4 protein-coding genes are annotated in these 25,129 nt (G+C 49.6%); all 4 read right to left on the reverse strand.

Going from position 1 to position 25,129, the window contains the following annotated elements:
• Nucleotides 1-32: 32 nt before the first annotated feature.
• Nucleotides 33-3,845, reverse strand: coding sequence for a non-ribosomal peptide synthetase (locus JF50_RS22005; protein WP_039611499.1), 3,813 nt, complete (start codon nucleotides 3,843-3,845; stop codon nucleotides 33-35).
• Entirely contained in the window at nucleotides 3,842-9,421 is a 5,580-nt protein-coding gene (locus tag JF50_RS22010; RefSeq protein ID WP_039611500.1) for a non-ribosomal peptide synthetase, read from the reverse strand. Before JF50_RS22010 ends, JF50_RS22005 begins: the two co-directional genes overlap by 4 nt.
• 67 nt (nucleotides 9,422-9,488) lie before the next feature.
• A complete protein-coding gene (locus JF50_RS22015) occupies nucleotides 9,489-12,656 on the reverse strand; it encodes an AMP-binding protein (RefSeq protein WP_052262677.1) in 3,168 nt (1,055 codons plus the stop codon).
• A 288-nt stretch (nucleotides 12,657-12,944) separates the two neighbouring features.
• Nucleotides 12,945-25,109, reverse strand: a complete 12,165-nt coding sequence (locus tag JF50_RS22020; RefSeq protein ID WP_039611501.1) for an amino acid adenylation domain-containing protein — start codon at nucleotides 25,107-25,109, stop codon at nucleotides 12,945-12,947.
• Nucleotides 25,110-25,129: the final 20 nt, after the last annotated feature.

Here is a 25,129-nt window from a genome sequence, read left to right on the forward strand (position 1 = left end):
CTATAAATCAGCCTATTTGTAAGTGACTAGCGTTAGCTCATTTGAGTCGCAACCGCATTCAATAACTGTGGATGACGGACCACTTCTTGGTGCCCAACATCTAGCTGTTCAACCACCATTGTCGCGCCATTGCTCGTCAATTGCGCACTATACACATCAATGTCACTGCTCAAACGCTCTTTTGACCACAAGACATGTGTTGGCAATGTTTCAGGCAGGCTTGGCAAGGTGCATTTCACTGCACGCAGTGCTTTCAAGCGCTCACTCTTGGTAAAAGTATCCGCCAATTGCTGTGCGGTGATCGCATTGTAAGGCAGCGGTAACGCGTCAACAGCAGATTGCCAAAATGCCTGTAAATGTGCACTTAATGTACCGCTGTCCAGCTCATTATCAGCAAGTAGAGGCACAAAGTAACTGTTTATGCGCTGCGTCCACGCCTCGCCGCCATTATCCACCACCAGGGTTAAAAATTCGCTGATTGCATCTAACTGAGAGATATTGCGTGTTTGTGCGGTTGGGATCCACGAGTCTGCCAAGTACAATTGTGTGACAGGCTGCCCTGCTGCTTCCAACAAGATAGCCACTTTTGCTGCCAATAAGCCGCCCATAGACCAACCCAACAACTCAATAGGCTGTCCAGCAAATTGCGTGATGAGTTTGTCTGTGTAACTTTGCGCCAACGCATCAAAATCATCCACGGCAAGGTCGGCACTATTTGGTTCAAGGGCAAACAAGTTGACCTGATCATTCAAATGCTCTGCCAATGCACGATAACTCAGGGATAAGCCTAAGCCATCATGGAAACAAATAACCTGACGATTACCTGCTTTATGGCCATTCAATGGTGTGATCTGCTCAGTTGCCTCTGTGCTAAGCACATCGGCCAATTTAGCAACGCTCGGTGCTTGGAATAACACACCTAAATCAAAGTGCAGATCTGACGCCTCTCTATCGGCCCAACGCTTAACCAACTTGATGGCCGCAATGGAGTGGCCACCTAATTGGAAAAATGATGCACTACGGCTGACTTTATCGAGCTCCAATACTTCTGCAAACACCGCAGCGAGTTTTTCTTCTAACTCCCCTTGCGGCGCTTCATAAGTCAGTGTCTGACTCGCAAATGAAGGTAGCGCCTTGCGGTCGACTTTTCCATTACCCAACCTCGGCCACTGTGCCACCACCATAAAGGCAGAAGGGATCATCGCCTCAGGTAAACTGTGTGACAAGGCACTTTTAAGTGCTTGCGTCGCGTCGCTGTTCAGTGCCCCATCTACATACTGATTGGCAATCAAATAGGCATTTAAGCGCACTTGTCCATCCACTTTGTCTGCCACCACAAGCGCGTGTTCAATGCCCTCAAGCTGCTCAATACAGGCAGCCACTTCTCCTAGCTCAATCCTAAAGCCACGTACTTTCACTTGGTCGTCTTTACGCCCTAAGATCATCACTGAGTTGTCCGGCATGTAGCGAGCAAGATCGCCTGTGGCATAAACGCGCTGAGCCAATTCACTGTGCTCGGTAAACGCGGGATGGTCTGGCTGACCCAAATACCCGTCGCTCAACTGCGCACCAGCGATAAATAGCTCGCCCACTTCACCATAACTACACAGCTGCCCAGCTTGATTAAGCACATACGTCTGCGTGTCTGCAAACACCTGGCTGAGCTTAGCCACACCACCGTCGCCTGCCACATAACGATGACACATCACCCCTATGGTGGCTTCACTTGGCCCATAGTGATTGTAAATTTCGCTATGCGGCGCCCACTGCTGTATTGAACGTAAAAAGGTATTTGGACACGCCTCACCGCCAAGTACAATTTTTTGCGGGAAATAAGGCAGTGCTTTTAAGTCGCACAGCGCTTGTAAGTGAGAAGGTACGATTTTAATGCAATCAATCTGATACTCAGATAAAAACGCCCCAAACTCTGTGCTGTCCATACTTTGCTTTTCACTGGCAATACACAATCGCTTACCAAGATATAACGCATTAAATAAACAGGTATATCCCAAATCTGCTGCCACGGTCGCTGTCAGTGCAAAGTTATTTTGCTCTAACAAACCCAATGCTTCACTGGATGCCGCACAATAGGCACTCAGCTGTTGCTGGCCGATACGCACGCCCTTTGGTGTGCCCGTCGAGCCAGACGTAAAAATACTGTATGCAAGGCAGGTTTCAAGTGAAGCAAGTGTTGGCAACACAACATCACTGTCTGCTTGCAATGCCTGCACTGTCTCACCTGTTTGCGCTGACTCCGCTATCAGGGTGGCACTATCAAACTGGGCAACGACCTTGTCGATACGTGCCTGCGGCCAGCTTGGGTCTAATGGCACAAAGCCAAACCCTGCCCGCATACTGGCAAGCATCGCCACGATTAAATCCGTGCTTCTTGGCAGTAAGAGTAATATCGGCTGTATTGAGTCAGGCTGTCTGGTCTTTAACCCTTTAGCTGTGCGCTCAACTAGTTGCCATAACTGGCCGTACGTGAGTGTGCTGTCTGCATCAATAAGTGCCACAGAGTCAGCATCTGTACTGGCAAAGCCCGCGACACGTGCGATCACTGTTTCAGCAGGCGTTGCCAATTGCACACCATTGATGGCCAAAAGCTGTGATTTATGACCATCACTTAATAGGCTGATCTCAGCAGATTGGGTATGCACCTCTGCTGATTGAATCACGTGCAGTACCTGAGCCAATTGCGCCAGCAAACTACTCACTGCAGCTGCAGAAAAACTGTTTTGGCAGTAATTTAATGTCAACGTGCCCTGCTGAGATACCGCTAAGTTCAGTGCATGATGCTGACTCACCTGCCAATCAGTCTGCGCGCTGTTTAGCGGCAGTACGGCATCTGTCGCAGTGACAGCGGTATTAAGCTGTGCCAATGAAATACTTTGCGCCACCTGACGATGATTTTCACACTGCTCGTTTAGCGCACCTAACCAGCTGTGCAAGCTCTGCTCTGGCTGATATTCAATAATAAGCGGTAAACTTTTCGCATATCGGCCCAATGCGCCTTCAAATGCTTCGTCTTCAAGACGGGGATCATAATGCAGTGCGGTCAAAAAACGCGGCGTCGTTGCCAAACGCGCCATCAACCACCACCATGCATATTGCGCAATATTCTGTGCTGAAGTTTCCATTGTCTCTGCAAACTGTTCAACACCTTGCCACAGCGCAGCATCAACCTCATTTTGAACTTGCGTGTAGCTGCGCTCACCTTCACTGACCGTGCCCATATTGTATGGCAACTGCAATGGTGCTGGGATATCCCCTGTTAAATAGTTTTGCCAGTACACTTGGCCTGCTAGGCCATCTTCGTCATGCAACATCTCTTGCTGCCAGGCAACAAAATCAGGAAACTGCAGCGCTTCTTCATCATCCGGTTGGCCAGCTATGATGGCAGCGATAAGCTCCAGTGATGATAAGTCCAACGCACCGGCAAAACCGCGCAGCGCCAAATAGCTTTGCTCTGGCGCGTTAATGCGAGTCAGATGAAGATTGCAGCCTGCATGAGGCGCGATTTCAACAGGAGAAATCACCGCCAGCTGTGCCAAACTGGGTATACCATCCTGTGTCCACTCCAAGTTATCCACTTTCATTTTGGCATCAAGACTTGGCACAGCACGAAGACCTTTAAAGCCCTCAACTTGCTGATAATTTGAAGCCAAACTCAAGTGAAATTGCACCAGCTCGCCTGCATAGTGCTGAATCTCTTGCAAACTGCGTGAGCAAGGCACCAATAACTGTACCAGTGCTGACGTATTTTCGCCCTCAGTCACAAAGCGCTGCTGGTTTGCTGTTAGTACGACACCTTGTTGATACTCTTCGATATACTCTGTGATCATGCTGGGCACTCCTGCTCTGCTTGCGCGGTGTTGGCGTCAGCCAATTGTTGTTGGGATACCATGTCGCCCATCGCAACAACGATTTTTCTTGGTTCTTCGTAAGGGTCGCGGGCATGGGCTGCTAACATGTTATCAAGCATTACCACATCGCCCTTTTGCCAAGCAAATCGAACCGCGCAGCGCTCGTACGCTTCACCGATCAGAGCCATTTCTTCATAGCTGATCGGCGTCCCATCACCAAAAAATACATTGCGAGGTAAGTACTCGTGGCCAACCATTTCTATTAAGTCTTTGCGCACGCTCTCTTCTAAACAAGACTCGTGATGCAGCTGTACTTGGTTAAAGAAAGACGCTTCACCCGTTAGATGGTGCTTGATCACGCCATGGGTTTTAGTACGGGTTTGCAAGCCACCATTGTCTAGCCAACGGAACTCGGTATTGCTGGCCGCCAAACGTGCTTCCACCTCGGCTTTATCGTCAGTTTTGTAAAAGTCCTGCCAAGCAACATCCAGATTCGGAATAAAATTACGTACATAAAGCAGCTCTTTGGCTTTAATCTTTTCCACCAGCTCTTGTGGTAACTCTTTGAGCATACGGCGACAATCCACAATCGGCGTCGCACCGCCAACCACAGATGGCAACTCACAGAAGAACCATTGCTTGCGCGGCCACTTGTCTAGGTGAGAACTCTCATTGTGATACAAAATCATCTGACGCTCAGGATAAGGCGTCGATTTATAGGTTTTCTTGCCGCCTTCTTTTTTCGGCAAGTCACCATATTGGCCGTATAAACCCGGCTGGATCGCATCAGCAAATGACTCAAATTCTTGAGGGGATTGCAACGCAAAGTTTCTAAAAATAATGCCACCGTACTGCTTTAAATAACCGTCAATCACATCACGGTTATTACTTGCCCAATTAATTGGGTCAAGATCAGGGGACGTCGGCTCTACGAGAATAGGAAACTGCTCAGTGTCTGGTAAAAAATAGGTTTTTATCGGCGCAGCAGGTGCCTTGGTGCGTTTTTTTAGACCTTTCTTTAATCCTGAAAATGAATTTCCGCGGGCGGCTTTTTGCATAGTTTTAAATTCCTGAATCATTGGCGAAATTACATTACGAACAGGCTGTTCGCTCATCTCCATGAGTTGCAATACGCATTGCTGCCAACGCCCCAACCATTGCTGCATACTCTCAGGGTTGTATAGTTGTTTTCTAAACACCCACTGGCATTGCAACTCATCCGCCTCAATGACGAAAAGCGCACTGTCAAATTTACTGCTAATCGCACTGAGGCTGTCGGCAGGTTCAAGACGAATGTCATCCATCATCCATTGCTGCTGCGGGGTGTTTTGCATGACAAATAGCTGCTGCACTAATGGTTGAATATTGTTCACCCTTGGGGCGTCCACTAATTCAGTCAATGACTCCAAGCCCAGCGCTTGATGGGCCATCACTTGCAGTGATAAATCTTGAGTTTGTTTAATAAAATCAATTACTAAATCATTTTCATCAAGCTTGCTACGCTGTGGTAATACCCGCACAAAAAAACCAATCAGGGCTTCAAGCGCTGGATTATCACGTCCTGCAAAGTCACTGCCAACCACCACATCTGGTTTATCGTTGATGGCATGTAAGAACAAGAAATAACCAGATAAGAGCAAGGCATTGAGTGATATTTGTTGCTCACTGGCAAACACTTTTAAGCGCTTGGTTTGATCTGCATCAAATGCGCCCACCACCAATCCCCCTTCATTACTCAATTGCGCAGGGCGTGGGTAATGATTTGGTAATGCACTGTTTGCCGGTGCTGCTGCTAGATGGTCGCGCCAATAAGCTCTCAGCACGTCTCCGGACTCACCACTGAGTAGCGTTTGCTGCCAACTGGCATAATCCACATAATCGAACTGCAATGGCGACCAACTTGGTGGCTGATGACTCGCAAGCGCCTGATATGCCGTAGCCAAGTCGCCAATCAATACACTCATCGACCAGCCATCGGAAATAATATGATGCGTACTGACCGACAATTGATACTCGCTTTCTCCAAGCTGAATAAGCAAGGCGCGCAGCAGCGGCGCTTTTGTCAAATCAAATGGCTGATTTTCAAAGTCGCGCTGCAGTTGCTGGCTGTGCGCTGTGCGCTCGCCTTCATTTACATCCGTCAGTACTTCTACCGCCAGTTTAAAATCAAGCTGCTCACTGACTTGCATACTGGCTTCACCCAAGTGCTCAACAAAGCGCATGCGCAACGAGGCATGGCGTGCAATCACTAAGTCAAACGCTTGCTGTAGCAGGTCAACATCCAGCGCGCCACGCAATGTGACCGCACCTGAAATATTAAACGCGTGCTTGTCTTGCGCTTTTACCAGTTGATCGGATAGCCACAAGCTCAGCTGCGCAGGTGCTAATTCATAACTCGGCTGAGCTGCAACTTTGACCAGCTGAGGCAGTTGAGCCTTGCCTGCTTTATTTAATAGCACAGCTAAAGCGGCGACATTGGGTGCATCAAACACATCTTTTACTGAGCAGTTGCACTCGAGTGTCTCACTGATGCGACTTGCCAATTGCAGTGCACTAATGGAGTCGCCACCCAAAGTAAAGAAGTCATCTTCACGGCCAATCGGTGAAGTCTTGAGCACGGTTTGCCAAATCTCAACCAATTGCTGCTCTTGCTCATTTTCAGGCTCAACATAGTCTTCACTTTGGCCATCTTGTGCTTTTGGCAAAGCGTGTCTGTCAATTTTGCCTGAGTTATTCAGTGGCAACTTATCCAATACCATGATCACACTTGGCACCATGTAATGTGGCAATTGCGCTGCTAGTTGTGCTTGTAGTGTACTGCTTTCAAGTCCATGCCCTGCCACATAGGCCACCAAACGCGTGCCGGTTGGTAACTCTTCCGCGATTACCACAGCTTCAGTCACAGCTGTCTGTTGATAAAAGTGTGCTTCAATTTCGCCTAGCTCAATTCTAAAACCACGGATTTTCACCTGATGATCGGTGCGTCCCAAATATTCTAACTGGCCTGCATGGTTGTATTTCACCAAGTCTCCAGTGCGATACAAACGGCTGCCCGCTTGGCAGAATGGGTTGGCTATAAAACGCTCTGCACTGAGTTCAGGACGATTTAAATAGCCACGAGCGAGGCCATCACCCGCAATATATAACTCACCGGCAACGCCATTGGGGACCGGGTTTAAAGCGCCGTCCAAAACATGAAATTGATTCGCGCGCACACTGTCACCAAGGTGAATATCGGGCGCCACAACCTGCTGACAAGAAGACCAAATGGTGGTTTCTGTCGGTCCATACATGTTCCAAAGGGTCACTTGTTTCTCGAGTAACTCGACTGCCAACTCAGCGGGGAGTGCTTCCCCCCCGCACAGACCCAGTACTGGTTTTTCAATTAAGTTTTGCGCCAGCAAGGCACGCCATCCCGCTGGCGTAGCTTGGATCACAGAAACGTGTGCCAAGATGGCGGTACTGAGCTGACTTTGCTGCTGAGCAATGCATACCTTCGCCCCCACATACAGCGGCAAATGTAACTCAAGGCCTGAAATATCAAACGACAAGGACGTCAGTGCCAGCACAGTATCTTCACGCTGCAAAGCAAATTTTTCCTGCATAGCCGCTAAAAAGTTACTGAGGTTTTGATGGCTAATGGCCACCCCTTTTGGCTTACCCGTCGAACCCGAGGTATAAATCACATACGCCAATTGCGCAGGGTGAATCGTGATAGCTGCAGCCGTAGCAGCATAACCTTGCAAAGATAACGTCGCTGTATTGCACTGCTCAACCTCTATTGCCACTGACGTAGTGAGGTTGTGCAGCACCAATTGCGTACCGCTGTGCGAGAGGATATAGTCAATACGTGATTGCGGTAACTTAGGGTCTACAGGCACATAAGCGCCACCAGCACGCAGTACTGCCAACATGGCCACCAGCATATCCACATCACGTTCATACATCAGCGCGACTTTTTGCTCGCTTTGCAAGCCCTCAGCTAATAGATAATTAGCCAATTGCGCACTGCGTGTATCAAGCTCGGCATACGTCAATGAAGTACCTTGCAGATCTGATACGGCAATATGTTCCTGATGTGTGGCAAAGTTCTGCGCCAACACAGATAAGTAATCCGCAGCTGGCGCAACGGGTTGAGCTTTTACTGGCATCGCTTCTGCGACCACATTCCCAAGCGCAACATCTGGTGCACTGGTCAGCTTGGAGGCAAATGCCACAAAAGATGCCAACAAGCGCTCCAACACAGACATGTCATAGTATTTTGGATCGCCCTCAAATTGGATCAATAAGGTATCAGCTTGCTCAATCACTTCCAGTGAAAGCGGAAACTTGGCTTCAAACTTGTCGACCACAATGGGCGTCAGTGGCAATGGCATCGGTCCATCACTGCTGGGCTTGTACTCTGAAAAGTTATACATGGCTTGGAAATGACTTTGCTCACCCATTTGCTGCCAACCAAGCTCTCTAGCCAACCATTCATATGGGATAAGCTGGTGTTCAATCACAGTCAGGGTATGCTGTTGTACCGCGCGGGCAACCTCCACCAAGGTACGCTCTGGCAATGCCTCATTCTTATACAGCTGCGTATTGACAAAAAAGCCAACAATCTCACTAATATCCGGATGATTTCTGGCAGCCGTCGGCACACCCAATAAAAACTGCTGTGCGTCGCTAAAGCGCGACAACACTATCTGATACAGCGCCATGGTTAACGACGAAACCGTCAGGTTATGTTGCTGAGAAAGCTGTCTTAGTGTTCGGGTTTGCTCAGCAGATAGCGGCGCTTTTGCCACCACAGCATAGCGTTCATCGCTCGCTTGTTCAGCTTTGGGTAGTGCAAGGTGTTGCGGCTCAAAATTCACATAGTCTTGCCAATATGAACACGCTTGCTGTCCCATTTCGGACTCAAGGGCATCGCGCTGCCACTGGGCATAATCTAAATATCGCAACCCAGTTGGTGAGAGAGGCTCACCAAAATAAGCTCGCACTAAATCTCGCAAAATTAAATTCAAGGACCATCCATCACTGGCAATATGATGGTTATCTAACAGTAAAATCCCGCCTTTGCCGTACGCTATCCAAGCGGCGCGCATTAACGGCGCACAACTTAAATCAAACGGCTGAGCAAACCAATTAGTTACGACATTCGAACCCAACACATCAACCGCTGCCCAAGCTTGCAACGATGTATCTAACGTCAATATCGACAAGGGCACCTGTGCCTCTTCAACCAAGTACTGCCTTGGAGTACTGCCATTGCTAAAGCGTGTTGCCAGCGCCTGATGGGTATTTACCAAAGCGTTCAGCGCTGCTTGTAGTTTGTCGATGTCCAAAGCCGTCTCAATGTAAAAGGCACGGGGGACATTGTATGAAATCGACTCTGGGGTTAATTGCTGTTGTAACCACAGCCTTTGCTGTTGAAAAGACAAGTTGCCAAACGTGTCTGGGTGTTTTGGGATCTGGTTGTCAGCCTCTGGTTGCTCAGCAAGTAGCTCACCAAGTAATTCAAGGTCCAGTTCATCTGCAAGCACATCAAGAATATCGTCGTTGTTCATGTGTATCTCGAAAAAAGGAAAAGGGAGTCGTCGACTCCCATATACAAAGTTGAATGGATTACGTGTACTAGTTGCCCAAGCCGAGTTTTTGCTGCAGCGCTTTGCGCTGCTCGGGCGATAACGTTGCCAGCTTTAATTGCGTCATGGCGATTTTTTCTAATTTTTGCGGATTGCTATGCTGTGCGCTTAACGCCGCTGCAAATTTCACTATGGTGGCATTATCAAACACCAAGGTCGGCTCAACATCCATCAGCAGCTGCTGCTTGATGCGCGTCACCAGTTTAATGGCCGCCAGTGAGTGACCGCCAAGGTCAAAGAAACTTGCATCACAACTGACTTTGTCCACTTCAAGAATGTGTGCCAGCGCATCCGCTAACCATGTCTCTAATTGCGAGTTAGGCGCTACATAGTGCTGGGTCTGTAATTTTGCAACGTCTGGCAGCTGGCTGCGATCAACCTTGCCATTGGCCAACAGTGGTAACTGTTCTAGCGCCACAAAAAACTGTGGCACCATGGCTTCAGGTAGCTGTTCACGCAAACTGGTTTGAAGGTATTGGTTCACATCACCCGTCAATAAGCCCAAGGCTGCCTCGTCTTGATAGTTGAATCCTGTCAAATAAGCCACTAATGCAGTTTGACCAGCCACTTTATGGGCCGTGACATAACAGCCTACCGAAGTAAGACAGCGGCTCACAGCAGCGGCAACGTCATTGGGTTCAACACGGAAACCGCGAATTTGCACCTGATCATCCTTACGACCAGATAAGCTTATGCTGCCATCAGGCATATATCTGGCAACGTCACCTGTAGGGTAAAGGCGCGGTGCCCACGGACTGTCAGTCATAAAGCCTTCGTGTTCCCCTTTACCAAGATAACCACGGGCCAATTGCGTGCCCGCAATATGCAGCTCACCTTGTTCACCCATGGCACACAGCGCGCCTTGCTCATTGAGAATATAAATCGAGGTACCTGCAAACACCTTACTCAACTTGGCAACAGTGCCAGCAAAACTGGTTAAGTCATGATATTGGTGAGACAACACCCCGACGGTCGCCTCAGTAGGGCCATAGTGATTAAAGACTTGCGTGCTTGGACTCAGTTGATGAATTTTTTGCAGTAAAGTCGGCGCACTCGCCTCTCCACCTAAAATTAATTTTTGCGGCAGTGCTTTGGGTTCAGCTTCCAATAACGCTTGTAGATGTGAAGGTACAATTTTCACCACCTCAACCTGATGCGCCGTGATAAATTGCGCAAAGGCCTGTCCTTCTCTGACCGCTTGCTCAGGCGCAACGATGAGGCTGCCCCCATTATAAAAAGCGTTAAACAAACAAGTGTTACCAATATCCGCCGCCACGGTGGAGGTCAAGCCATAGCGCTCAGCCCCCAAGTTAAGTGCCTCACTGGAACCAAAGCAATAATGAGCCAATTGGCCATGCTCAATCACCACGCCTTTGGGGGTGCCCGTCGAGCCTGAAGTAAACAACACATAAGCCGCTTGCTGGGCATTAGGTAAAGCAAGGGTGTCCACGGTCGTCAGTTGTTCAGCTTCACTGAGTAGCGCCGCTAAACCTAAAGCATGGTCACTGCTTTGCTCGCCAATATGGCACGAGGCGCCCGCCGCAGAGATGATTTGCGCTTGGCGTGCTTCGGGCCACACGGGATCAACAGGACAATAAGCCGCACCCAAACGTTGAATGGCTAAAATCACCAAAACTTGCTCAAAACTGCGTGGCAAAGCCACAGTGACGATGTCATTACTGACTACGCCTTTACTTTTAAGTACTTGAGCAATGCGCAGCAAACGGTTATCTAGTGCTGCGTAATTAAGGCTTTGCTGCCCATCGGTGAGTGCCACTACACTATTTTGCTGCGCAAACTGCGTGATTTTATCAAATAGCAAAGGCACATCAGTGGCTGGACGATTAAGCCCCAAATGGCGCTGTTGCTCTTGCTCAGTCGCAATGGGCAATGCACCAATTGGCGTATGAAGCTGGTTATCCAATTGCATCAACAGGTGTTGATATTGCGCAAGCAGTGCCTGCACAGCATCCGCGCTGTACGCTCGACTATCATGACGCAGAGTTAATACCGCCTCACCTTCTTGCAGCACACACATCAAATGCAGCTCACTGCCATCATCTAAACGCAGCAGCTGACCCTGCACCTCACCATGCCACACCTGCATCAGACAACTCGGCGCAGTGTTTATGCCATATTCGGCGAGGCCAGCAAAGGACTCAGCCCATTCAACATGCTGCTCATTTTGAAAGTCGAAGTGAGTCAACCAATCACTGAGCGTGTGTGTGGGGTTTACTTCAATGGCCAGCGGTAAATGCAATTGATACACACCCAGTGCACCTTCAAGCTCTTCGCTGATCTGTCTGGCATCGTAGCCACAACCGGCGACAAAGCCCTTATTTTGACTGATCCTAGCGAGCAATAACCACCATGTTGCCTGCAATATGACATCAGCGTCCAATTCAAGTTGCTCGGCCAAGTTATCAATGCGCTGCAATAACGATGAGTCCAAAGTGCACACTTGGCTTTGCTGAGCTTGCCTATCGCTGACCTCAGGCGCTTTGCGATAAGGTAAGTGAAAGTGTTTATCAAGCTGCTGTAATTTGCTGCCCACTTGCTGCCAGTAAGCCGCCCCTTGAGCTGCTTCTGGCGCAGAATTTGTCTCTGTCACCCAAGCTAAAAAGTCCGGGTATTGGATCACCTCATCATCACACTCTGTGCCATGCACTAATCCATCAATATATTCATAAACACTGGCAATATCTAAGGCCAGCGCATTGGCTTGGACCAATAAATAAGCTTGTTGCTGAGCCTCAAAGTGACTTAATTGAATAGTGTGTCCCTGCGATGCATTCAATGACACAGGAATCAGCTTGGCACGTTCCACCGCCGTTAAGTCCGCAGCACTATCGAGTGCTTCACAAACGGATGGAGCTGGTTCGACAGGCATCTGATGGATCTCGTCTTGCCCCTCGATGTGCACAAATGCAAACTGAAAAATCAACTGCTGCTGAGCAATGTCTGTCGCTCGCTGGTTTATCACTGACACGCTTAAATCTGACGCGATCGGCACCAATACACTGTGCACTGCAGGTGTACTGTTTTCATGTGTTGATAGGTGTTGTTTTTGTTGAACACTCAGGCCAAGGCCCTGCGGATATGCATCAATATACTTTTGCATCATGCCAAATGTCTCTTGCAGTAAAGTTGGAGCCATTTGGCACACTGGGTTGCATCCAAACAGCCCATTATGAATTAACCAATAATGTGCTTACCCTAGGTATTTTCAGCCACTCTCATTGGCATACACAGTGCGTTTCACAGCACCTTGCATTGGGCATAGTTTGCCCACTCTCTAGGGATGTCTTTTAATGACGAGTAAGGTGGGATTTTTTTTAAGTAAAACACGCAAGAATGTGGCTTTACCCGCCAAGACGCTGGCAATAAAATGAAAAAGCCAAGATCATTTGGCGACCTTGGCTTTGGGTTAACATGATAAACCAGCTTACTTTTTCAATTTACCAAACTTGGCAGACTTACGCTTTTTGGCACCACTACTGCGTTTAGGCCTAGGTAAGGCTTGCTCAGGGTGGACTGCCAAAGTATCCAACAGACTCAACCACTGAGTGACCAAGGTCGCCATTTTATCTTTCAGGTAGAGATCTGTTTTAAATACCAGATTACCACTGAACCCAGTTTCACTCGGCTCAATGAAGATGCCTGAGTCAAACTTACTACTCACGTCACCACTTGGCAGCTCAGTGATCTCCATGCCGTCAACAGGCCAGCGTGGCTGTGGTGTATTTTGCATCACAAACAACTGCTGGAAGATTGGCGAGGTGCCCGCTTGACGCGGTGTATCCACCAATTGCATGATCCGCTCAAGCGTCAGCAGCTGGTGATCTTGCACCGCTAAAAATTGCTGCTGAACCTGCTTTGCCAAACTAATAAGACTCTCATCTGCACTGACTTTTACGCGCAGTGGCATCACCTTAATGAAATAGCCAATTAATGGTTCTAGCGAAAGCGTTTCTCGACCTGCCATGGGGGTGCCCACCACTAAGTCTTGCTGTCCCGTTTGCTGACTCAAAAACGCCATATAGCTGGCTTTTAACAAGGCAAATAAGGAAACCTGATGCGCCTCGCTCAATGCTTGCAATTGCGCCGCTGTGTCCGCTTGAATATCAAACCGTACCTGCTCGCCTTGGCTGCTCGGTTTGTCAGGACGCGGGAAATGCAGTGGCAACGTGGTGACCTGTGGTGCCGCCTCAAGCTGTTGCTGCCAGAATGCGTGGTTTTGGTCCCCCTCTTCGGAGGCTAAACGGGCATTTTGCCAGTGTGCATAATCTGCATATTGCACCTCTAGCGGCGCCATCGCTTCGACTAAACTACTGTCGCCAAGCTGCTCGGCATAAAACATGCCAAGCTCTTGCACCAAGTTGGCAATCGACCAGCCATCACTGACGATGTGATGCATACTGACCAATAATTGATAGCTATCTGCACCCAGTTTCAGCACTTTGGCGCGCATCAAAGGTGCGGTACTTAAATCAAAACCTTGCTGCTCAAAGTCACGGCGCATTTGCATCGCCGTTTGCGCACATTCAACCTGCTCAACAGCAATGTTAAAGTGTACATTTTCAAGCACCTCACTGCGCGGCTCGCCCTCAACATTCACAAAGCGAGTACGCAGCACCTCATGGCGAGCAAGTAACTGGTTAAATGCCAGCTCAAGCGCCTGAATGTCTAGTTCACCACTGAGAGATACGCCCCCTGCGATGTTATACGCAGCTTTGTCTGCTGCATCACTCATTCTGTCCGTCAGCCACAAGCTTTGCTGCGCCGCAGACACTGGCATTAGCTCTGTGCGCTCAACAGGTACCAGTGCTAAACGCGCTGGCCCCTGCTCAGACTGCGCAGTCAGTTGGGCTAAAGCCGCCAAATCTGGCGCATTGAAAATGTCTTTTACCTCAATGCCGTAATCACCTAATTGGTTAATTCTAGGCACCAAACGCAGCGCACTGATGGAGTCCCCGCCCAATGCGAAGAAGCTGTCGTGTCGACCCACTTGCGGGACATTCAACAGTGATTGCCAAATCTGCGCTATCTGCTGCTCAAGGCCCGCCTGTGGCGGCACACATGCACCTTGCTCCGATACAAGTGTGAGTGTTGGTAAGCGTTTACGATCCACCTTGCCATTTTGATTGAGCGGTAACTGCGTCACAATTTCAATGGCTTGTGGGATCATGTACTCAGGTAGGCGCTCACGCAGCGCAACTTGCAGCGCACTGCCAGTCAGCTTATCACTGACCGCAAATGCCACTAACACAGGTTGCTCCTGCTGGCTTTGCACCAAAACAACCGCCTGTGCCACACCATCGAGCGCGCTGAGCTGCGCCTCAATTTCACCTAACTCAATACGGTGACCACGAATTTTAATCTGATCGTCAACACGGCCTAAGTATTCCAACTGTGCCTGCGCATTCCAGCGCACTAAATCACCCGTGCGATATAATCGCGTGCCATTGTCGCTAAACGGGTTCGCCACAAAACGCTCGGCGGTTAAATCCGCTTGCTGCACATAGCCTTCAGCTAAACAGCTGCCGCCAATATACAACTCACCAACAGCCCCCTGTGGCAACAAGTTCAGGTCACTATCTAGCACATACACGTTTCGATTGCCGACCGGCTTACCGATGGGGACGTAACGACCATCAACTGAAGACTTGGCATCGCCCAGCCACAGCGTGGGTGTGACCACAGCTTCGGTTGGGCCATAGGCATTAACGAATTGTGCTTGTGGCAAACTTTGCTGAGCCAATTTAAAGTCACCTTGGTGCCAGCCTTCACCGCCGACAATACACAGGCGTACTGAGTCCAGTTTTGGCACATGACGCAAATACGCAGGCGGTAAGTCCACCACGGTGACTTGCTCAGCCTCCACGTACTCAACAAGTGCATCTGGGCCCATAGATTTCGGGTCAACCACACTCAATTGTGCGCCATTTAGCAGTGGTATTAACAGCTGTTCCAGCGCCGCATCAAAGCCCATTGAGGCAAAGAGCAAAGCGTGATCGCCGACTTGATACTGATAATACTGCTGCATGGCATAGCAATGATCTGCCAGCGCCTGATGAGAAACAGCCACGCCTTTTGGTAACCCCGTCGAGCCCGATGTGAAAATCATATAAGCCGTTTGCTGGGGTAAAATGGTGTTGCCAAGTGCCGTTGTCGGATACACACTGAGCTTGGACTCATCCAGTGTATGGATAGGCACACCCGATAGCTCACTGGCAATATCATCACTCAGCAATAAGCCTGCGCCACTTTGCTGTGCAATGAATTGCTGACGTTCAAGGGGCAAACTTGGGTCAATCGGCACATATGTCGCACCAGACTTCAACACAGCTAAGGCTGCAATCACCATGTCAATGCCACGGGCAAAACGCACTGCCACCACCGGGTGAGATTGTGCGTACAGGTAATGTGCCAAACGATCACTGTGCGCTGCGAGCTGCTGATAACTCAATGCCGTGTCGGCAAATTTCAATGCGGTATTATGCGGATATTGTTTTGCCATCGCACTTAATTGCGACGTCACCAAAGACGCCGCCGTGTGTGTTTGTCCCTGACTCAAGGCATGCAACTGCGCTCGCTGCGCTTCTGGCAGCAGCACAAGGTCGGCAATACGCTGTGATTGCGTTTCGACTAACGCAATCAATACCGCATTCAGTGCATGGGCAAGTTCTGCTCGGCGCGTCGGGCTGAAGCGCTCTTTGGCAAATTCAAACTCAATATTGGTGAGCCCGTCGCTGTTTTCATAGCAGTTCAGCACCAATTCAAACTGGGCTTCGCTGGCAGCAATAGATACAGGGCTCACATCTAACTGGGGCAGTGCAAGCAGCGCTTCCCCATCAACGCGTTGATGGTTGATCATCACTTGGAACAACGGCTGTTCAAGGTCACGGTCTAAATCAAGGCTATCTAATAGTTGCTCAAATGGAAGGTCTTGATGCGCTTGTGCGCCCAATAAGTGTGTTTTCACCTGCTCAAGCGCATCACTCAATAGCACCTCCCCTGAAAGATGCGTGGTGATCACTTGGGTATTCACAAAGAAGCCAACCAGAGATTCAGTGCCCGCATTATGGCGATTGGCAATCGGCATACCCACACGAATGGTTGATTGCCCGCTGTAGCGATGGAGCAACACTTTCAGTGCGGTCGCTAAGACATTAAACAAACTGGTGTTGTTGACTCTAGCATAATCAGCCAAGGCTGTTTTCAGTGCACCATCTAGCTGAATTTGCTCTGTCACCGCTTGATAGCGACTTTGCTGCGTCGCTATGTCGCTTGGCAGACGTAGCGCAGATAAGTCATCACCAATGGCACTATGCCAATAGCTGAGCTGCTCAGCTTTCACCTCGTCGTTTAACCAAGCCCGCTGCCACTGTGCGTAATCGCTGTAGCGCACACTCGCGGTGTCGATAGGTAGCACCTTATCCGAGAGCGCATCGCGATATGCCTTAGCAAAATCGTCAATAATGATCTGTAATGACCACGCATCTGAGATAATGTGGTGCATCACAACCACCAGTTCATGCTGTGAATCACTGTGTTTTATCAGACCAACTCTGAACAGGTTGCCTTGGGTCAATACAAAGGGCTGTGCCACAAAATCCGCACGCCATGCAGTACTGTCCGCGCCATTGGACGCATCAAACTCGTGATAGGCACATTGGCCAATCGGTGCGATATATTGCGATACCTGCGCGTCTTGATCTTCAACGTACACAGCACGCAGTGCATCATGTCGATTGCTGACAAAGTCCAATGCTCTTTGCAATGCCTCTTTGTTGAGCGTCCCTTGCAGCATCAAGCCGCCTTTAATGTGATACGCACTGCTCTGCGGTGATAGCTTCCATAAGAACCACTGACGCTGCTCAGCAAACGACAGCCCAGAATACCTCTGTGTCTGACGCTGTAGCGCTGGCTTGGCACTGGCTTCATTGCCATCAATCAACGCCGCCAATTGGGCAAGATTGCCTGTACTCAGTAGCTGAGGGAGTTCAAAGTTAAGCCCCGATTGCTTACCTTGGCTCGCCACACTCAGTGCTTTAATAGAATCTCCACCTAGGGCAAAGAAGTTATCCTCTCGGCCCACTTGCTCTGCACCTAATACAGATTGCCAAATAGTGGCTAAGCGTGACTCGGTCTCTGTCTGCGGGGCAACGTACGCCTGTGTTTCTTGCCACTGTGGTGCTGGTAATGCTTTTCTATCGATTTTGCCATTGCTGTTATGCGGCATTTCATCCAACGTCATCACCAGTGCAGGCACCATGTAATCAGGTAGCCACTGGGCGATGGTGGTTTTAATCATTTCGCTATCGAGTGCTTTACCAGACACATAGCCCACCAGCTGTGTTGCGCCCGTGCTGTTGTCATCAACGACCACCGCTTCACTGACTCCGTCACAGCGATACAGCTGCGCCTCAATGTCACCCAACTCAATACGGTAACCACGGATCTTCACTTGATGATCCGTACGGCCTAAATATTCAAGCTGACCAGCTTGGTTCCAGCGCACCAAATCGCCAGTGCGATATAAACGGCCACCATCCTCAGCAAACGGGTTTGCCACAAAGCGCTCAGCGCTGAGTTCAGGGCGAGCTAAATAACCACGGGCAAGGCCGAGGCCAGCAATATACAGCTCACCAGCCACCTGCTGTGGACACAGGTTTAATTGGTTGTCCAACACGTACAGTTGAGTATTTAAGGTGGCATCGCCTAAATGTACTGGCGCCTGTGTCACTTGGTAGCAACTTGACCAAATGGTGGTTTCGGTTGGGCCATACATATTCCAAAGTTGAACGCCACTTTGTGCCAGATCCGCCACCAACTCCGCAGGCAGGGCTTCACCACCACACAGAGCTCGCTTGCCTTGCACTTGTGTTAATAAATCAAGCTCTAGCAAGCTGCGCCAACCTGCTGGGGTAGCTTGTATTAAGTCTTGCTCGGCCAATAACGTAGCGCTCAGCGTCGATGCATTTTGTGCCACTGTGACCGTACCACCACTTATCAGCGGTAGATAAATTTCTAGCCCTGAGATATCGAATGACAACGAGGTTAATGCCAATGCATTAAGCGCACTCTCCAAGCCCAGCTGCTGCTGCATGCCCAGTAAGAAGTTAACTAGGTTGCCGTGACTGATCGCCACGCCTTTTGGCAAACCTGTGGAGCCAGATGTATAAAGGGTGTACACCAATTGATGGTGATGGCGCTGCACATTAAGGTTGCCATCGTCATATGATGTCAGCGGCAGATCTGTGACGTTTAAACAGCTCACATATTCAGTAAAGGATACCTCTGAGTTAGTAAGTGCAAACTTTGCACCGCTATGCTGACAAATATAATCGCGGCGCTCTTCTGGTAGCTCTACCGCGATCGGCACATACACGCCACCCGCTTTGCTCACCGCCAGTATCGCGACAATCATCTCAATACCACGGGTCATGCTGATTGCCACTGGCATCTCTGTGGTAAGCCCTGCTGCAAGCAGCGCCCGCGCCAATTGATTTGCACGACCATTCAGTGCGTCATAACTCAGCTGATCACCTTGCTCGTTTTGCACCGCAACAGCTAGAGGCGTTTGCTTTGCCTGTGCTTCAAACATTGCCAAAGCATCGCTGCTCGGCAGGGTGTGTGATTTACCCATGCCGAGTTGCTTCACTTGTGCTTGCGTGGCGTCATCGAGCAATTGAATGTGTCCAAGAGGCTGTTCAACTTGTGTTTGCAGTGCGTCAAGTAGACGCGCCAAGTTATTCGCGAGATGCGCCACAAATTCAGCGCTTAAACGCCAACCTTGGTATGCAAAGTTAATGGTCAGCCCCTGCGCTGTTTCGACAAATACCGTCAGTGGATAGTTGGTTTCTTCACGGTTTTCAACCAGAGAGAACTTTGCTCCACCTAGCTCATTGGCACCCAGTGTCTCTGAAATTGGATAGTTTTCAAAAATGAGTAAGCTGTCAAACAGACCTTGCTGGTCAAAGCTCACTTGCCCGTCCGCCAGTTTTTGAACTTGATACAAAGGCGTGTGCTCAAATTCACGACTTTGCATACTGTCTTGCTGGCAGGCTTTGAGCCACTGTCCCACAATTTGCTCATTATCGAGGGTGCTTATCACCGGTAATGTATTAATAAACAAGCCTACAGTGCTGTCACTACCGACTAAATCGGCAGGTCGCCCTGAGGTTGTTGCACCAAAGCACACCGCCGATTTATTTAACATGCGGCTCAGTAGCAATGACCACGCACCTTGCAGTACGGTATTAACCGTGATCTCTTGCTGCTGTGCAAAAGCTTGTAACTGCGCCGCTTGTGACTCATCGAGCTGTAATGTGTGCTGCGCATACCCTAACTGGCTATCCAAGACATCACGGTTTTGCAGTTCAGTCAGATAAGAGGCGTCATTTAGCTGAGCGAGTCGACTTTGCCAATACGCATCGCCCGCCGCCTCATCTTGTTTGGCAAGATATGCCAAATAATCTTGATACTGGCCACCGGGCTGAGGCAATGCATGCCCTTGATACGCCATCATGACTTCAGCCAGCACCGCCGTACTGCTCCAGCCATCCAGCAACATGTGATGGTAAGTCCAAATGAAGTGATGCTGTTGCGCCGATTGCTGCACCAAAGTGAACGACATTAAGCCCACCTCTTCAGTCACCGCAAAACCTGTATCTAAAATTGTGCGGGCCAGTTTATCGGCTGATTTTTCAGGCTCAGCTTGCCAATCCAATTCATCAAATACGATTTGATGGTCATGGATGACATACTGTAAAGGCTGTTGCGCCCCAGAGATAAAGCCTGTGCGCAAGGCCTCATGTCTCGCCACCACTTGCTGCCACGCGGCCTTAAAACGCGTTACATCCAAGCCGCTGATATCCAGCCTTAATTGATTCAGATATGCAGCACTTTGCTCAATCATGGAGTGGAACATCATGCCTTGCTGCATCGCAGACAGCGGATAAATGCTCGACACCGACGACGGGGCAATTGGCAGAGCATCTAGCTCATCTTGAGATAGGCTCAGCAATGGCACATCCGCAGGTGTCAATCTCACTTCAGCCTCAAGGCAATGGTTAATGACTTCACTGAGTGCCTGCTCAAAGTACTGCGCAAATTCAGCCATGTCCGATGATAATAACCGTGCACCACTGTAGCTGATGGCCAACTGTAACTGGCTGTTTTGAATCGCGCCATTAATTGCAATGTCGGCGCTGAGCGGATTTTGCGCAGCAATGCTGCTACCGACGCCGTCTGTACTCATCTGCCAATCGGCTAACTGCGTATTGCTGTTGGCATCTAGCTGACCTAGATAATTAAATTCAATTTGCGGCTTACGCTCTGTGCGCAGCGCCTGCTGCTGTGCTTCGCTGCCATAATATTTAAATGCGCCATACCCGATACCTTTATTGGGGAGTGCACGCAAGCGCTCCTTGGTGCTGACAATGGTCTGTGCCAAATCATCACCATCACTTAACTTCACCGGATATAAAGACGTGAACCAACCCACAGTGCGGCTTAGATCCAATTGCGACTGCCATGGTTCACGACCATGCCCTTCTAAGAATACCTGTGCGTCGGTGCTGCCTGTCCACTGCTTCAATGCCACACTCAAAGCAGCCAACAGCAGTTCATCAATATGTGTACGATATGGGCGTGATGCCTGTGATAACAAGGCCTGAGTATGCGACTCGCTCAACTTAACTTGCAAAGTTTCTGCGCTTGCAATGGTCGCATCGCCCTCTGCTACATAGTTAGGTAATTCAAGGGCATCACACTGCTGGTTTTGCCACAGGGCAAACTCATTGGCGTGAGCACTTGGGTAGGCTTGCAACTGCTGCGCCCAATATTGATAGCTGTGGCTTTTTGGGGGTAATGCAACAGCCTTGCCCGCGGTAGCCAGTTCAATGCCTTGCAATAAGTCATCCACTAAAACACGCCAAGAGACACCATCAATCACCAAGTGATGGGCAATTAAGATCAAGGCTTGTCGGTTTTCACTGTGGACATATAAAACCCGCAGCGAGTCAGCGCGCTGAATGCTTAAACTGGCTTGTGCCTGTTCAGCGGCATTGAGCAAATACGTATCAAATTCGCTGTCTGTGGTTTGCTGATACCAAACCACTTCGCGGTAATTCGCCTCATCGTACTCACGATACGTTTGTTGCCACGCCCCTTGCTGTTGAAATTGCAGACGCAAGCTATCGTGATGCTTTATCAGCATTTGCACACTGTCGTTCAACTGTGCCAAGCCAATGGGTGCGGGTGGCGTCAAGCGAATAGCTTGGTTCCAATGATCAATCTGGCTGGGCTGTCTGGCAAAAAACGTGTGCTGAATCGGCAGTAATGGCGCGTCGCCGCTCACCACTTGTGGGATTTTATCTGCGTCGCTCAACTCACTCAGCGCTTTGGCTAACTGGGCAATGGTCGGTGCTTCAAATACTTGCTTGGCGCTCAGAGCAAAGCCATGCTGGCGCATCGCTGACACAATTTGCAAGCTCAGGATCGAGTCTCCCCCCAAGGCAAAAAAGTTGTCATCACGACCAATGGGACTTTGCCCCAGTACCTGCTGCCAAGTCTGGCACAGTAATGTTTCTCGCTCCCCTTGCGGTGCTTGATAGGCACGCTGAGTTTGCAACTTAGGCTCAGGCAATGCTTTGCGGTCAACTTTACCATTGCTGCTCAGCGGCAATGCATCCAGTACCATGATGCTGCTAGGCACCATGTAATCTGGCAAAGCATCACTCAAGCCCTGCTGTAAACGGCTTTCATCTAAAGACGACCCACTGACATAGGCTGCCAATCTCGCGCCGCCATTGGGGCCACTGACTGCCACCACCACAGCTTCTTTTACGCCATCTTGGGCAAACAATTGCGTCTCTATTTCACCCAGCTCAATACGTAAGCCACGGATCTTCACCTGATGATCGGTTCGACCCAGATATTCAAGTTCACCCAGCTCACTCCAACGCACCAAGTCACCGCTGCGATATAAACGGCTACCGTCATGGGCAAACGGGTTGGCAACAAAGCGCTCCGCACTGAGATCAGGGCGATTTGCATAACCACGTGCAAGACCAACACCGCCAATGTAAAGCTCACCCACAGCGCCAATTGGACTAAGGTTCAGTTGCTGATCCAACACCCACAGCTCACATCCGGCGATCGGTTTACCGATTGGCACCGCTTTGTCTGCGCGGCCATCACATTCGTAATAGCTGACATCAATGGCCGCTTCCGTTGGGCCATACAGGTTGTGGATTTCCAGTTGCGGTAACAGCTTAAGCGTATCGGCTTGCAAAGCCGCAGGCAGCGCTTCACCGCTACAAATAATATGCTTAATGCTGATACATTTTTGTGCCAGTGGCTCACTGATAAAGGCTTGTAACATCGAGGGCACAAAGTGCAATAAGGTCACCTGCTGGGCTTGAATAAGCTCGGCAAGCTCACGGGGCTCTTTGTGAATTTCCGGCTCAGCCACCACCAAGGTTGCGCCGCGCATCAACGGCCAGAAGAATTCCCACACCGAAACATCAAAGCCATATGGCGTTTTTTGTAACACGCGATCTTGACTGCCAATCGGATAGGCTTGGTCCTGCCAGCTGATCCGGTTGTACAAAGCATGGTGGTGATTCACCACGCCTTTTGGTTTGCCCGTTGAGCCTGAAGTATAAATCACATAAGCCGCTTGCTGCGGTACAATAGTGACGTTTGGATAGTCACCACTGTGCGCCGCTAAATGCTCTGACAGCGCTGACCAAGCAAAATACGGTACGTTAAACTGCTGATTGTCGCGATTTCCCAGCACCAATTTAAAGGTGCTATTTTGCGCAATGTATTCAACGCGATCAGCGGGTAAGTTCGGGTCCAATGGTACGTAAGCCGCGCCGCTTTTCATCACCCCGATAAGCGCAATCACCATTTCGAAACTGCGGTCAAAATACACCCCAATTTGATCTTCCGCGCCTATGCCTTGGGCAATCAACCAGTGTGCCAATTGATTGGTGCGCTGTTCAAACTGTGCATAACTCATGTGCTCACCAGCAAAGATCAATGCACTTTGCTCTGGTGTTTTTTGAGCTTGCGCACTGATGATGTCGGCAATAGAGTCTTGCCATTCAAATGCTGACTCGCCATTTGAAAACGACTCCAAGCTCTGCTGCCTGTGCGCTGGATACCAGTCTAAATATTGTAGTGGCGAGGCTGGGTGCAAAGAGACCGCACTGAGTAGCGCAGCCAGCTCATCTAAGCAATGTTTGGCAAATGCTTCGCTGTATAAGGTGTTGGCATAGTACAGGTGCAGCGTGGTATCACCGCTGACTTCTTCAATCACATCCAATTGCAAATCAAAAGGCATAGAAAAGCGCAGCGCTTGAGTATCTTTGAGCCTTACCCCTTGCAATGAGTCCATCGCACCTTTGTCACGCTTTAGATAATTAAACATCACCTGAAACAGCGGGTGACTCCCGGTGCTGCGTGGCGGTTTAATGGCATCAAGCAGGTGCTCAAAAGGTAAATCTTGGTTGGCCTGTGCAAACTGTGAAAACGACTTGGCTTTATCCAGTATCGCTGAAAAGCTGTCTTGTGGCGCCACTTCCAAGCGCACCACTTGGGTATTAATGAAAAAGCCGATTAGACCGTGTGTTTGCGCATGGTGGCGGTTGGCAATGGGCACGCCCACTTTGACATCATGTTGGTCGCTATAGCGATGCAATAAATATTGAAACGCACTGAGCAGCACCAAATACGGCGTCACTTGGTGCTGTTTGGTCAGTGCCTGCACTTGCTGCCATAAATCGCTGGGCAGCGTCATCGATTGGGTCGTGATGGGATAGTTACCGCCTTGCCTTGCCAAGCTGTTTGCAGGTAGGCGTAGGGGTTCAAAATCGTCGCCAAGCGCCGCTTGCCAGTCTGTTAATTGCTTGTCTAGCAACGCGGTATGATCTTGCTGTGCAAGCCACAAAGCATAATCTAAATAATCGGCTTGCGGCGTCAGTTCTGGTAAACTCTGTTGACTCTGTAACAGCGCATACGCTTGAATAAATTCATTAAATAGCTGCTGCATCGACGTGCCATCAGTCACAATGTGGTGCATTACAACCAGCAAAGTGCACTCACCCGAAGATTCAAGCAGTGCCACACGTAGTAGAGGCTCTGCGGTTAAATCAAAAGGCTGGTCGGCAATCTCAAATGCCTGCTGCACGGTATCATCTTGGCTGGGCACATCAATAAAAGTGAAGGCATTATCTGCTTGCAACTGCTGAACCGTGGTGCCCGCTTCCTCACTGAAACGACTATTTAAAATGCCGTGTTTTGCCACCAAGTGCGAAAAGCTTGCTTGTACCCAGGCTTTATTTAACTGGCCTTGAAAAGACAAGGTGCCCGCTAAGTTGTACACACTGTCTGCTGGGTCTAACTGCCACGCAGTCCAAAGGCGTTGCTGAGCCGATGTCAATGGCACTTTGGCGCTTCTGTCTTGACGCACCACTAACTGATTTTGCTTGGCTCTAGATTGACTGTCGGCTAATTTGGCTTTGAGTTTTAATTGCTGTTCTTCAGTTAATGCGCCACCGCGCTCGCGTCTTCTTCTGCGCTTTTGCTCGCTCATGCTGATCCCACCTGGCTATC

This window comes from Pseudoalteromonas luteoviolacea, assembly GCF_000814765.1.
Taxonomy (GTDB): domain Bacteria; phylum Pseudomonadota; class Gammaproteobacteria; order Enterobacterales; family Alteromonadaceae; genus Pseudoalteromonas; species Pseudoalteromonas luteoviolacea_H.

Excerpts from the sequence above, each read along its gene's own strand:
- JF50_RS22005 (WP_039611499.1), bottom strand. The coding sequence starts at position 3,845 with ATGATCACAGAGTATATCGAAGAGTATCAACAAGGTGTCGTACTAACA.
- JF50_RS22010 (WP_039611500.1), bottom strand. The coding sequence starts at position 9,421 with ATGAACAACGACGATATTCTTGATGTGCTTGCAGATGAACTGGACCTT.
- JF50_RS22015 (WP_052262677.1), bottom strand. The coding sequence starts at position 12,656 with ATGGCTCCAACTTTACTGCAAGAGACATTTGGCATGATGCAAAAGTAT.
- JF50_RS22020 (WP_039611501.1), bottom strand. The coding sequence starts at position 25,109 with ATGAGCGAGCAAAAGCGCAGAAGAAGACGCGAGCGCGGTGGCGCATTA.